General features: G+C 63.0%; 11 protein-coding genes. 7 read left to right on the forward strand and 4 right to left on the reverse strand.

Annotated features, from left to right (window positions below):
• Nucleotides 1–167: 167 nt before the first annotated feature.
• A complete protein-coding gene (locus HJB89_RS11790) occupies nt 168–386 on the reverse strand; it encodes a hypothetical protein (RefSeq protein WP_221115779.1) in 219 nt (72 codons plus the stop codon).
• Nucleotides 387–493: 107 nt separating this feature from the next.
• On the opposite strand from HJB89_RS11790, the gene HJB89_RS11795 reads away from it, so the two are divergent.
• From HJB89_RS11795 to HJB89_RS11815, 5 genes are all read left to right on the forward strand, one after another.
• Entirely contained in the window at nt 494–1,402 is a 909-nt protein-coding gene (locus tag HJB89_RS11795; protein ID WP_221115778.1) for an adenylate/guanylate cyclase domain-containing protein, read from the forward strand.
• A 266-nt stretch (nt 1,403–1,668) separates the two neighbouring features.
• A complete protein-coding gene (locus HJB89_RS11800) occupies nt 1,669–2,886 on the forward strand; it encodes an efflux RND transporter periplasmic adaptor subunit (protein ID WP_221149909.1) in 1,218 nt (405 codons plus the stop codon).
• On the forward strand, nt 2,883–6,038 hold the full coding sequence (locus HJB89_RS11805) for an efflux RND transporter permease subunit (RefSeq protein WP_221149910.1): 3,156 nt from the start codon (nt 2,883–2,885) through the stop codon (nt 6,036–6,038). The genes HJB89_RS11800 and HJB89_RS11805 overlap by 4 nt, the downstream gene beginning before the upstream one ends.
• Before the next feature lie 271 nt (nt 6,039–6,309).
• A complete protein-coding gene (locus tag HJB89_RS11810) occupies nt 6,310–7,308 on the forward strand; it encodes a flagellin (protein ID WP_207581093.1) in 999 nt (332 codons plus the stop codon).
• A gap of 279 nt (nt 7,309–7,587) precedes the next feature.
• Nucleotides 7,588–8,253, forward strand: a complete 666-nt coding sequence (locus HJB89_RS11815; protein WP_003564977.1) for an OmpA family protein — start codon at nt 7,588–7,590, stop codon at nt 8,251–8,253.
• A 50-nt stretch (nt 8,254–8,303) separates the two neighbouring features.
• Here HJB89_RS11815 and HJB89_RS11820 read toward each other — a convergent pair whose 3' ends face one another.
• Nucleotides 8,304–8,711, reverse strand: coding sequence for a DUF2000 family protein (locus tag HJB89_RS11820; RefSeq protein ID WP_207581092.1), 408 nt, complete (start codon nt 8,709–8,711; stop codon nt 8,304–8,306).
• Between the two features lie 41 nt (nt 8,712–8,752).
• On the opposite strand from HJB89_RS11820, the gene HJB89_RS11825 reads away from it, so the two are divergent.
• Nucleotides 8,753–9,664, forward strand: coding sequence for an AraC family transcriptional regulator (locus tag HJB89_RS11825; RefSeq protein ID WP_221149911.1), 912 nt, complete (start codon nt 8,753–8,755; stop codon nt 9,662–9,664).
• Here the strand turns inward: HJB89_RS11825 and HJB89_RS11830 are convergent.
• Both HJB89_RS11830 and HJB89_RS11835 read right to left on the reverse strand, forming a co-directional pair.
• Nucleotides 9,624–10,718, reverse strand: a complete 1,095-nt coding sequence (locus tag HJB89_RS11830) for an AbrB family transcriptional regulator (RefSeq protein WP_221149912.1) — start codon at nt 10,716–10,718, stop codon at nt 9,624–9,626. The genes HJB89_RS11825 and HJB89_RS11830 overlap by 41 nt on opposite strands.
• 255 nt (nt 10,719–10,973) lie before the next feature.
• Nucleotides 10,974–11,876: a LysR family transcriptional regulator gene (locus tag HJB89_RS11835; protein ID WP_221132073.1), complete on the reverse strand. Its 903-nt coding sequence runs from the start codon at nt 11,874–11,876 to the stop codon at nt 10,974–10,976.
• A 92-nt stretch (nt 11,877–11,968) separates the two neighbouring features.
• Between HJB89_RS11835 and HJB89_RS11840 the strand changes: the two genes are divergently transcribed.
• Complete coding sequence (locus tag HJB89_RS11840; protein ID WP_221132072.1) at nt 11,969–13,003, forward strand: aldo/keto reductase; 1,035 nt, start codon at nt 11,969–11,971, stop codon at nt 13,001–13,003.
• Nucleotides 13,004–13,105: the final 102 nt, after the last annotated feature.

Here is a 13,105-nt window from a genome sequence, read left to right on the forward strand (position 1 = left end):
AGTTGCATTTTGGATGTGACGCGAGCTTGCCTCGCGGCGGCTGGGTGGCCCGTCGCCAAAGCGACCACGTGATGACGCAGGAAGGCTCGAAGGCTCAATTCGCCGTCGCGCGAGGCGGGCGCAATCCGGCGGATTTCCTGGATCGACCAGCGGATCAATTGCCGGTCTTAAATGTCGCATCGTTTTTGCGGCGGCATGGCGTTGGCGCGGTGACGCATGACGGCCATCATGGCGATGACGGCTGCTCGGGCCGAAAGCCGCCATCGCAAATCCTCTGGCTTTTCAATGCTGGCAATTTTGTCACGAACCTCGGAAGCCCGTCTTATGGCGGACATCGGGTGAGGTGTGGTCGACGCGGCGCGGTTGGAGGTGATGTGGGTCGACAATCAACAATTATCGATGGCAACAAACGCAAAGGCTTCGTAATCTACCGCCACTGCAACCGCCCATATCGTTCTGTGGCCGGGGGCGGATAGCGCGGAGACGAGAGACCATGAGTGAAACGCGGCGCAAGCTGACGACGATCTTCTGCGCTGACGTGCAGGACTACACGCGGCTGATGGGGGCTGACGAGGAGGGGACGCTTGCGAGCCTGAAGCGCTGCCGGGAGGCGATGGGGCGCCTGATCGAAAGCCATGGCGGCCGCGTCATCAATACCTGGGGTGACGGGCTGATCGCCGATTTCCCAAGCGTGGTCGAGGCGGTGCGCGCGGCCGTCGATACGCAGAACGAACTTGCCGGTTTCAACGCCCGCCGCCCGGAAGACGGACGCATGCTGTTTCGCATCGGCATCAATCTCGGCGATGTGATCGTCGAAGACGACGACATCTATGGCGACGGCGTCAACATCGCCGCGCGGCTGCAGGCCTCGGCTTCGGCCGGCGGCATCGTCATATCAAGCACCGTTTACGACCAGGTACGCAACAAGGTCGCGGTCGGTTTTGAGTTTCTCGGGCCACTGATGGTGAAGAACGTCGATGAAGGCGTGCCGAGCTACGCGGTGAAGATCGGCGATGTCAATGACGAGACGCCGCCTCCCCAACGACCAGGCCCCGCGCGGCCGCAGCCGGCGGCTGAAATCACTGATGCAAGCCCGCTACCTGGCAGACGCAGGCTGTTCGGGGTGCTCGGCGTCATCGCAGCTGTGCTGATCGGCATCAATCTTTTATCGTGGCAGGGCGTTTTCTGGGCGCACTTTCCGGTGCTTGCGCTCGCCGTCGTCGCGGCGTTCGCCTGGAATCGCAACCAGACCCTGTTCAACCGGAAGATCACCTCGCTGGCGATCGTGGCGCTCGGCATTGCCGGCATCAACCTCTTGAGCTGGACGGGGCAGTTCTGGGCGGTGTGGCCGATACTGGGAATTGCGGCCGTCATGGGCCTGCGATGGTCGATGCGCCGATAGACATCCGACCCGCATCGTCGGAGATTGGCTGCGGTATTTCGCCCGCCAATCGGCGGCGTCAAAGACATGGCGAGTGTTCGTTCAAGCAAAAGTGAGCGGCCGGGTTATTTCCATTCTTTGCTGATATTACAAATCGGTAATGCCGGCTGCTTATGCTTGCCGGTAAGCTGCAAACGCGCGATATTGTCGCATCAGACGGGATCTGGATCCCGCAGCGCCTCTTTCGACCGACCCTGGTCTAACCTCGAGTCCCTCCGGAGACGTGAATGGCCTTTTGGAAGCAATTTATACTGTCTCTCATCGTCATTGTTGCCGGCTTTGCCGCGTGGGTTTTCCTTGTGCCCGGCGCCGGCGATACGATGCGCGATGCGGGTATTCCAGAGAGCATCATTTCCAAGATCGCGCCGAAGGCTGAGGAGACGGCGGATGCCGACGCCCCCGCCCGGGCGCAAGGCCAGCAGCGTGGCGAGGGACAGGGCCAAGGACAGGGGCAGAACCGCCGCAATGGCGGCGGGCGCAATGGCGCCATTCTCGTCGCGACGCAGGCGGTCGTCCAGGGCGTCGTCAACGACCGGCTGAACGCTATCGGCACGGGGGATGCGATCCGCTCGGTCGCGGTCACGCCGCAGGCATCGGGCACGATCCGCGAAATCCTCATCAAGTCGGGCGACAGGGTGAAGGCCGGCCAGGTGCTTGCCAAACTCGACAGCGAGGAGCAGGTGATCGCCCGCGGCCAGGCCGATGTGGCGGTCAAGGCCGCCGTCGAGAAATCCAATCTCTATCATAACATCAAGTCCAGCGTGTCGCGCATGGACGTGTTCGATTCCGAGATCGCCGAGCAGGGCGCGCGGCTGCAGCTGCAGGCCGCCGAACTCAATCTCGCACGGCGCAACATTACCGCGCCGATCGACGGCATCGTCGGTATCTTACCGGTCAACATCGGCGACAACGTCACGACGAGCATCCCGATCGTCACGCTCGACGACCGGTCGGAAATTCTCGTCGACTTCTGGGTGCCGGAGCGCTTCGCCAACACGGTATCGCTCGGTCAGCCGGTCGAGGCGATGTCGGTGGCAAAAGCCGGACAGGTATTTTCGGGTATGGTCGAGGCCGTCGACAACCGCATCGACGCGGCAAGCCGTACGCTTCGACTGCGCGCCCGCATCGACAACTCTTCCGACGAGCTGCGCGCCGGCATGTCCTTCAGCGTCAGCATGAAATTCCCCGGTGACAAATATCCGGCGGTCGATCCGCAGTCCGTGCAATGGGATTCTCAAGGGTCTTTCGTCTGGCTGGTCAACGACGACAAATCGCACAAGGTGCGGGTCAGCGTTGTACAGCGCAACCCGGATTTCGTGCTCGTCAAAGCCGATCTCAAGGACGGCGACAAGATCGTGACACAGGGGCTGCAGCGCGTGCGTGAAGGCGGGGCGGTGCGCGTTTCCGCCGATGTCGCCGCGAGTGCGGAGGTCGCCACGCAATGAGTGTGACCGAGATTCACCAGGACAGGGCCTCGGGCAAGCAGAGCTTCACCGCGCTTTTCGTTCGCCGGCCGATCCTGGCGCTGGTGTTCAACACACTGATGGTCGTCGCCGGCCTTGCGGCCTATGTCGGCGTCGAGGTGCGCGAGCTGCCGGATGTCGACCGTCCCGTCGTCACCGTGCGCACCACCTTCGACGGCGCATCGCCGCAGACGATCGATCAGGAACTGACCAAGGTGATCGAGGGTGCTGTCGCGCGCGTCAGCGGCCTGAAATCGATCTCCTCGACCTCTTCCTTCGGCCAGAGCCGGGTGACGCTCGAATTCTCGGATGCGATCGATCTCGCGGTCGCCGCCAACGACGTGCGCGACGCAATCGGCCGCATCACCCAGAACCTGCCCGATGAAGCGGATGCGCCGCAGATCGTCAAGGCGGATTCGGATTCCTCGGCGATCATGCGCCTTGCCGTTACCTCCACCAAGCTCAACATGGACGACCTGACACAACTCGTCGAAAACGAGGTGATCGACCGCCTCGCATCTGTCGACGGCGTCGCCGACGTTGAGGAATATGGCGACCAGGAGAAGGTTTTCCGCGTCGATGTCGACCAGGGCGCGCTGGCGAGCCGGGGACTGACCATCGGCGATCTGACGAAGTCGCTCGACAACGCTGCACTCGACGTGCCGGCGGGATCGCTGAAGAGCAATACGCAGGATATCGTGGTGCGCGCCACCGCCAACCTGCAGACGCCGGCAGATTTTTCCAAGGTTATGCTGCAGGACCGTGTCAGGCTTGGCGATGTCGCGACGGTGACGCTCGGACCACGCGACGGCGAAACGGCGCTGCGCTCCAACGGCAAGCCGGGCATCGGCCTCGGCATCATCCGCCAGGCACAGTCGAACACGCTGAATATCTCGACCGGCGTCAAGGCCGCCGTCGAGCAGCTGTCGAAGACGCTGCCGGAGGGCACGACGATCGCGATCACCAGCGATGACGCCGTCTTCATCCAGGGTGCGATCCATGAGGTGGTGCTGGCGCTGGTGCTCGCCGCCGTTATCGTCACCGCCGTTATCTATCTCTTCCTGCGCGACTGGCGCGCGACGCTGATCCCGGCGGTCAGCATGCCGGTGGCGCTGATCGGCACGCTGGCGGCGATCTATATGGTCGGCTTCTCGATCAACATTCTGACGCTGCTCGCGATCGTGCTGGCAACCGGCCTCGTCGTCGACGACGCGATCGTGGTGCTCGAAAACATCGTGCGCCGGCGCGCTGAAGGCATGGGGCCGCGCGCGGCGGCCGTGCTTGGAACACGCGAGGTGTTCTTCGCCGTTATCGCCACGACCGCGACTCTCGCGGCTGTGTTCATACCGCTATCCTTCTTGCCGGGACAGGTCGGCGGCCTCTTCCGTGAATTCGGCTTTGTGCTCGCCTTCTCCGTCGGGCTGTCGTCGATCGTGGCGCTGACGCTCTGCCCGATGCTTGCCTCGCGCATGCTGACCAAGCCGATGATCGAGGATCACGGCGCGCTCGGCCGTTTCGGCGGGGCGCTTGCCCGCCTCTACAAATGGGCGCTGCACGGCTGCCTCAACGCCCCCTTCGTCGTCATCCTGTTTTCGGTAATCCTCGCCGGCGCGGCACTCGTCGCCTTTTCCACAGTCAAGAGCGAGCTGACACCCGAAGAGGACCGGTCGATGGTGATGATGCGGCTGACGACGCCGCAGGGATCGAGCCTCGAATATACGCGCGACAAGATGCAGCTCGTCGAGGAATATCTGCAGCCGCTGGTCGATAAAGGCGACATCCGCAACGTCTTCTCGATCTCCGGCCAGGGTGGTTCGCTGAACAGCGGCTTCATGGTGTTGACGCTCGCTCCCTGGGGGGAGCGCCATCGGACGCAGGCGGAAATCGTCGCAGACATCAACCAGGCGGCATCAAGGGTGCCGGCCCTGCGCGGCAACGCCATCTCCTCCAACAGCCTGCGCATCCGCGGCGCCGGCAGCGGCTTGCAGATGGCGTTGATCGGCAATGATCACGAGGCGCTGACGGCGGCGGCCGCCAAGCTGGTCCAGGCACTCGACGCCACCGGCCAGTACGATACGCCGCGCCTGACCAACGAGCCCAGCCAGGCGCAGGTGTCGGTGGCGATCGACCGCGAGCGCGCTTCCGATCTCGGCATCGACATAACCGGGCTTTCGACGGCGATCCAGTCGCTGCTCGAAGGGCGCTCGGTGGTCGACGTCTTCGTCGATGGCGAATCCTACCCCGTGCTTCTGACGTCGACGACGCGGCCGATTGACGATCCGACCGACCTAGAGAACGTGTTCCTGAAAACCGGCGACGGCAAGATCGTGCCGATGTCGGTGATCGCCACGATGAAGGAAGGTTCGGTCGCGCCGCAGCTCAACCGCGAGCAGCAGCTCGCCTCGGTCGCGATCACTGCCGGCCTCAGAAACGGCATGTCGCTCGGCGATGCGGTCAAGCAGGTGACGCAGCTTGCGCAGCCGTTGCTGCCGGCTGGCGCACGCCTACTGCCGCTCGCCGAAGCCGCGACGCTGGAAGAGAATTCAAATGGCATGGCACTGACCTTCGGCTTTGCCATCGTCATCATCTTCCTGGTGCTGGCGGCGCAGTTCGAAAGCGTGCTCTCCTCGCTGATCATCATGTCGACGGTACCGCTCGGCCTTGCCTGCGCCGTGTTCGCGCTTGTTATCACCGGCTCCAGCCTCAACATCTACAGCCAGATCGGCCTGGTGCTGCTCGTCGGCGTCATGGCGAAGAACGGCATTCTGATCGTCGAATTCGCCAATCAGCTGCGTGACCGGGGCGAGGACGTGCGCTCGTCGATTGAGAAGGCGTGCGCGTTGCGCCTCCGCCCTGTCATGATGACGATGATCGCCACCATCCTCGGCGGCGTGCCGCTGGTCTTTGCCCATGGCGCGGGCGCCGAAGCGCGCGTCGCGCTCGGCTGGGTGATCGTCGGTGGTCTCGGCTTTGCGACGCTGGTGACGCTGTTCATCACGCCGGTCGCCTACCTGCTGCTTGCCCGCTTCGCCAAGCCGCACGCTCATGAAGAAGCGCGGCTACACGAGGAGATGGCGGTCGCCACCCGGCCGCGCGCAGCATCCGCCGAGGAGCAGCTTCAGGCCGCCGAGTAAAGTTCACATCCGACTTAAGCGCCGCCGGATCCCGTCTGACGGCATTTTTATGGGCTATGAACCTTACGAAATAAGATAAATTACTTCCGAAGTTTAGCCGTTTGTTAAGCATAAACGGCAATTATCGTTACCAGTAACCGGCTGGTCTTCTTCATTTCTTGAAGGCTGCAATTCGCTGGAGTTCCAGCGACCCCGGACATGAATGTCCGCGCGGCAACGGTTCATTTCTTGTGTCGTTTGCGTCTGTTTTGCGTTTTGGAGTTTAGTTCCCGTGAGTATTTATCAGCGCGTCTCCGTGGACGCGGCGCTTCATGTGCTGCGCGATATCAACCGGAATATGACGGTCACGCAGAACCACATCACGACCGGCATGCGTGTCGCAAAAGCCGCCGACAATGCCGTCTACTGGTCGGTCGCCACCACCGCGCGCACTGACAACAAGGCGGTTTCGGCGATCCAGGATGCGCTCGGCATGGCGGCTGCGACGATGGGCACAGCCTATACCGGCGTCCAGAACGTCATCGACGTCGTCTCCGAGATCAAAGCCAAGCTGGTTGCCGCAACCGAAGACGGCATCGACAAGAACAAGGTCGATGAAGAGATCAAGCAGTTGCAGGAGCAACTGCGCAGTGTTTCTGAATCAGCAACCTTCAACAGCGACAATTGGGTGATCCTCAACAACGACGCGACGCCGACGCAGCCGCGCCAGATTCCGGCCTCCTTCATCCGCAATGCCGACGGGACGGTCTCCGTCGGCATGCTGAGCTATCATATCGACACGACGCCGGTCGGAGCCACGACCTCCAAGGATGCGCGCTATCTGATCGACGACCGTGCCACCGGTTCTGGTGAATATGGCGTGCTGACCTCGTCCAATTTCGCCACCGAACTCGGCGCCGCACAGAACTACGTGTTGATGACGAGCAAGAACGGCACCACGGCCGGCCAGGTGGTGATCTCGGTGGCAACAGGTATGACGAAAGGCCAGATCGGGCAGATGATCAGCGTTGTCGATGCGGCGCTGACGCAGCTGACGACGGTCGGTTCGGCCTTCGGCGCGCTGGAAAAACGCATCAACCTGCAGAACGACTTTGCCACCAAACTGCACGATAACAACACCGCCGGCATCGGCCGCCTCGTCGATGCCGACATGGAGGAGGAGTCCAGCAAGCTCAAGGCGCTTCAGACGCAGCAGCAGCTCGGCTTGCAATCGCTGAATATCGCAAATGCCACTTATGATACGGTAAGGCAGTTGTTCCAGAATTTCTAAGCGATCGCCCAGCCCGCCATCCTCGTGGTTCGAGACGGCCCCTAAAGCGCGTCGCGATCCTTCGGATTCGCTTCTCGCGCTTTAAGTCTTTGTTTTTATGTATGTCGTTATCCCGGAACCGCTGCACACTATCTGTCAAAACCGGTGATATCAGCGCATTCCCGCAACATGGCGCCTGTTTCGGCGACTGAAATTCCCTTATCAACAGCACATCTTCATTTTCTTGCCGCAATCCTTGCCATTTGCTCGCATCAGCTTTGAACGGAGACCGACCTGTCCATGATCAAGAAATTCCTACTTCTGGCTGTTGCAGCAAGCTATCTCAGCGCTTGCACGACGACCGATCCCTATACCGGTGAACAGAAGGTTTCCAATACGGCGGGCGGCGCGGCGCTTGGCGCCCTCGGGGGCGCTCTCGTCGGCGTGGCTGTCGGTGGCGGCGGCCACGGCAAGCGCAACGCGGCGCTGATCGGCGCCGGCGTCGGCGCACTCGCCGGCGGCGCGATCGGCAATTACATGGACCAGCAGGAATCCGAGCTTCGCGCCCAGCTCGAAGGCACCGGCATTTCGGTGACCCGCAACGGCGACAACATCATCCTCAACATGCCGTCGAACATCACCTTCGACGTCGACCAGGACGCGGTGAAGCCGGGCTTCTATCCGACGCTGAATTCGGTGGCGATCGTGCTGCGCAAATTCAATCGCACGCTGATCGACGTCAATGGCCATACGGATTCGACCGGCAGCCTGCAACACAATCAGGACCTGTCGCAGCGCCGCGCGCTTTCGGTTGCCGATTACCTCGGCGGCCAGGGAATCGACCAGCGCCGCGTGTCAGCCGTCGGCTTCGGCCCTTCGCAGCCGGTCGCTTCCAATGCGAGCGAGGCCGGCCGCGCCCAGAACCGCCGCGTCGAAATCCAGATCGCGCCGATCACCCAGGGCTGAGTGGGATTTTTTTAGTCTTTGAAGCGGCCGGGCCATGCCCGGCCGTTTTGTTATTGCTGCATCGTCGCGCCCTTGGTGATCTTGTCGACGATCTTCTTTTCGGCCCGTATTGCGATGCCGACCACCTTGGCATCGTTGGGCGCAAACTCGGCGAAGACGGCGCGGTTGGCCGCGTCGTGGCCGGTCGCAAACATTTCCTCGATGAACAGCGAGGCGGTGATATCGCGCTCCAGCGCACGGCGGTGGACGGCTGACATCGTCGCCTCGTCAGCGGAGAGAACAATGATCGGCTGGATCGATAGTGGATTGTAGAGATTGCCGGCACGGTCCTTGTAGGGCTCGCCAATGATCTCGGGATGCCCGCCGGCGATGCCGGTCATCAGGAAGGCGGTGACGTTCAGCTTCTGCCAGCCGGCAAGATTGTTTCGCAGGACGACGGCAATTTTGGTATCAAACATCGGACAGTTACCTCTGTATCGGTCATGGAGTATCGGGCCCATTGAGCCAGGATCTACATCCGCAGGCCTTCGAAGGTCTTGAACGTTTGTGCGCAGGACCATCCGGCAACGCCATCCTGGCGGCGCCGGCTTTTCCCGGCATCGAGCGCATCGGGGCGCAATTCTCAGGCAATGCCTTCGAGCCGCACCGTCACGACACCTATGCGCTCGGCGTGACGCTGAAGGGGGTGCAGACCTTCCGCTATCGCGGTGAGCAACGTTTCAGCCTGCCGGGGCAGGTGATCGTGCTGCATCCGGACGAGGAGCATGACGGCGGGGCAGGGACCGAGGACGGGCTGCAATACCGTATGCTCTACCTGGAGCCGTCGTTGCTTCTCGAATGCCTGGAGGCGGATGGGGTCGGCCTGCCTTTCGTCGACGAACCCGTCATCGGCGATCCGGGGCTGGCGGGTGTGCTGCTCGCCGCTCTCAGCGAACTCGACCGCGAACTGGATGAGCTTTTCGTCGACGATTTCCTGTCGCAGGTGGCGGGCGGGCTGTCCCGGCATGCGTCGATGCCGCGCCGGCCGCTCGGCGGCGTTGCCTGGCGGCAGGCGCGGGCGGCGCGGGATTATCTCGAGGCGCATGCAACGCGGCCGGTACGCTCCGGTGAACTCGAGGCGGTGACCGGGCTCGACCGTTTCGCGTTGTCGCGGCATTTCCGGACGGCCTTCGCCACCAGCCCGCATCGCTACCTGCTGATGCGGCGGCTGCAGCAGGCGCGGGCGATGATCGGCGCAGGCGAGGGGATTTCGGATACGGCAGCGGCAACGGGCTTTGCCGACCAGAGCCATCTCAACCGGCATTTCAAGAAGGCCTATGGCATGACGCCTGGCCAGTGGGCAACGCTCGTCCACAACTCTGCGCGGCGCTTTACACGGGGTTTTCCGCAAGGCCTGAACGGCGGGCGATGAAGCGGGCGAGCATCGGGCCGATCATCAGGATCACCAGGAAACGGCCGGTCTGCATCGCCATGACGAAGGGCACGTCGACATCGCTGGAGGCGGCGATAATGGCGACGGAATCGGCGCCGCCGGGGCTGGTGGCGAGATAGGCCGTCAGCGGATCGATGCCGGCGAAAATATGAAGGGCAGCCGCCATGCAGCCGCAGAGCGCCATCAGCAGGAGGATGCAGGCCGATACCCGCGGCAGGGCGCGCGCCACGTGGTTGATGATCGAACGGGTGAAACGCAGGCCGATGCTCCAGCCGACGAGCGCATAGGCGATGGCAAGCAGCCACATCGGCAGCTCGATCTTCAGGAGGCCCGAGCCCTGCAGAAAGGCGCCGAGAAAGAGCGGCACGATGATCGTGCCGCCCTGGATGCGCAGACGTTTTACGCCATAGGTACAAAAGGCCGCAAAAGCTAACGTCGCCGCAAAGGCCGGCCAGTCGACTTCGGGGAAGAGGACGAGCGGCGGCGGCTCGGCACCGTCGGCCGCCACCCACAGGCGCGAGATCACAGAGGCGCCGACGGCGACGAAGACGACGCGCAGATATTGCATAAAGGCGACGAGGCGGGCGTCGGCGCCATACGCCTCCGACATGATGACCATGGCGGACGCGCCGCCCGGCGAGGAGCCCCAGACGGCAGTCGTTCCCGGCAGGACCTGCCAGCGTGTCAGAAGCCAACCGAGGCTGGTGGCGATGGCGATGACCGAGAAGATGAACAGCAGAAAGAGCGGTGCGTCCTTTGCCATGGTGCCGAGAATGTCTGGCGTAATGGTGCGCGCCATCATGAGGCCGACGAGGACCTGGCCGAGCTGCAGCGGCCAGAAGGGCACATGAAGCTTTCCCTTGCCGACGGCGAGCGCCAGCAAGATCGCTGCGACCATCGGCCCGATCAGCAGCGAGGCAGGCAGGGCGAAGAGTTCGAGGAAGACGGTGAAAGCGAGCGAAAGCGCCAGCAGCAGCGCCCATTTCGGCAGGCCGGTATCGCGCAGCAGGCGGCTTGCGTCGCTGGGTGACATGTTCCCCGTATCTTTCCTGGCCGGTGCCAAGCCCTGAGGCTGAAGGTGGGAGGATGTCCCGGCATGGCAAAGAGCGGCCGGTGGCAAAGACCGCCTAGCGCGGTCCGGTATAGGCGGGTGCGAGGCGGACGGTCAATTGCGAAATCGGGCTTTATCGGCGTCCTGGACTGCGAAATTGATTCATCCGGCCGCGTCAAGCCATTGTTTTTATGCGCGTCGTCGTCGCGAACTGCTGAACGGTTTGGCCGCGATGCATCAGAGACGCACGTGGCTGGCGAGAAAATCGAGCAGCGCGCGCACGCGTGCCGGCAGCGGGCCGCCTTGACCGATATAGAGAGCGTGGAATTCCTCGCGATCGCCGGGATTGAGGTTTTCGAGCACCGGCACCAGCCGGCCGGCATCGATATCGGCGCGCACGGTGAAGGCGGCAAGTCTGGCGAGGCCGGCGCCGGATAGCGCCAGATGCCGCATGGCTTCGCCGTCTCCCACCTGTACGCCCGGCATGATCGGGACAGTTACCGTCTCGCCTCCTTCGCGTAGCGGCCAGCCCTCGACGGCGCGGACGTAGGAAAAGCCGATGCGGCAGTGGCGGTGGAGATCGGTGACCGTGCGTGGCTCGCCGTGATGCCCGAGATAATCCGCCGAGGCAACGATGATCTTGCCGGTGGCGCCGAGCTTGCGGGCGATCAGGCTGGAGTTCTTCAAGGGGCCGGCGCGGATCGCGACGTCGGCGCGTTCCTCCATCAGGTCGACAATCCTGTCGGTATGGGAAATATCCAGCGTCACGGCGGGATGAAGCGCCATGAAGGCTGGAACCAGCGGCGCCAGCACATGATAGCCGAACGAGCCGCTGGTGTTAATGCGGATGCGGCCGGCGGCTTCCTCGCCGGTCGAAGCATGGCGTTCCGCCTCGCCGATATCTGCAAGGATGGCGATGCTGCGCTCATAAAAGGCGCAGCCCTCGGGCGTCAGTTGCAGCTTGCGGGTCGAACGATTGACAAGGCGGGCGCCGAGGCGTGCCTCCAGCCGGGCGACGAGCTTGCTGACGGCCGACGGCGTCATGCGGCGGGCCATGGCGGCCGCGGAAAAGCCGCCGCGCTCGACGACACTGACGAAGACTTCCATTTCGCCGGAGCGGTTAATGTCCTGACGGCTCATGATGAATTCAAGTCACAGATGATTTGCTGGAATGCAATCTATATCACCAAACGGCCAAGGTCTATCCTACAGGAAACGAAGGAGACAGATTCATGGACTACAGAAATCTCGGCGCATCCGGCCTCAGAGTGCCGGTGTTGAGCTTTGGCGCGGGCACATTCGGCGGCAGCGGGCCGCTGTTCGGCGCCTGGGGCAATACCGATGCGGAGGAGGCGCGAAGGCTCGTCGATATCTGCCTCGAAGCCGGCGTCAATCTCTTCGACACGGCCGATGTCTATTCGGCCGGCGCTTCCGAAGAGGTGCTCGGCCAGGCGATTCGCGGCCGGCGCGACGCTGTGCTGATCTCGACGAAGACGGCGCTGCCAACGGGCGACGGGCCGCAGGACTGGGGAACGTCGCGGGCGCGGCTGATCCGTGCGACGGAAGATGCGTTGCGCCGGCTCGGGACCGACTATATCGACCTCCTGCAGCTTCACGCCTTCGATGCCTCGACGCCGGTCGAGGAGGTGTTGTCGACGCTCGACGGGCTCGTGGCATCGGGCAAGATCCGCTATGTCGGGGTTTCGAATTTTTCTGGCTGGGAGCTGATGAAATCGCTTGCCGTCGCCGAGCGCCACGGCCATCCGCGTTATGTCGCCCATCAGGTCTATTATTCGCTGGCGGGCCGCGATTACGAATGGGAGCTGATGCCGCTCGGCGCCGACCAGGGCGTTGGAGCCCTCGTCTGGAGCCCGCTTGCCTGGGGACGGTTGACCGGCAAGATCCGCCGCGGCCAACCGCTGCCGGCGTCAAGCCGGCTGCACGAGACGGCGCAGTATGGCCCGCCGGTCGACGACGAGAAACTGTTCGACATCATCGATGTGCTGGACGCCATCGCAGCCGAGACCGGCCGGACGGTGCCGCAGATCGCCATCAACTGGCTGCTCAGCCGGCCGACGGTATCGAGCGTCATCATTGGCGCCCGCAACGAGGAGCAACTCAGGCAAAACCTCGGTTCGGTCGGCTGGAGCCTGTCCAAGGATCAGATCGAAAGGCTCGACGCCGTCAGCGCTGTAACAGTGCCCTATCCCTATTTCCCCTATCGGCGGCAAGAGGGTTTCGCGCGGCTCAACCCGCCGATCGTCTGAGGCGCCGGAGACGGCGGACTTTGTGTATGGCTACCGGCCTATAACAAAGGGGGAATGAAATCTTCTGCCAATCTTAACTGGACAGCCGCTTTGACTTGCCGC

Origin of the sequence: Rhizobium sp. NZLR8 (genome assembly GCF_019685025.1) — a bacterium.
GTDB lineage: Bacteria > Pseudomonadota > Alphaproteobacteria > Rhizobiales > Rhizobiaceae > Rhizobium.